General features: G+C 53.8%; 1 protein-coding gene. It reads left to right on the top strand.

From position 1 onward, the window contains the following. Positions 1–236: hypothetical protein (locus ACTHSQ_RS11465; RefSeq protein WP_440375973.1), on the top strand; the 236-nt coding region annotated here is incomplete at both ends.

Here is a 236-nt window from a genome sequence, read left to right as displayed (position 1 = left end):
GCGGAGAATGGCGTAACAGTGACAGCAAAATCCTGATCGGTGGCACATTGTCGGGGCTTTCCAAAGACAAGATTGCCAACCACGCCACCCAAGAGCAGCGGCGTCTGGAAGAAGTCGGCATAAGCGAACATGCGACCTTCGAAAGAAGCCATGGCCACCGAGGCAGGCATCATGTCTATTGGAGAGGTGGTTATGCTTACAACAACCCGAGCGTCAGCACCCACGACTTTGAAAAC

The sequence above is a fragment of the Neisseria sp. P0009.S008 genome, from assembly GCF_051958615.1.
Classification (GTDB): domain Bacteria; phylum Pseudomonadota; class Gammaproteobacteria; order Burkholderiales; family Neisseriaceae; genus Neisseria; species Neisseria subflava.
This window is presented reverse-complemented; position numbering and strand designations above follow the sequence as displayed.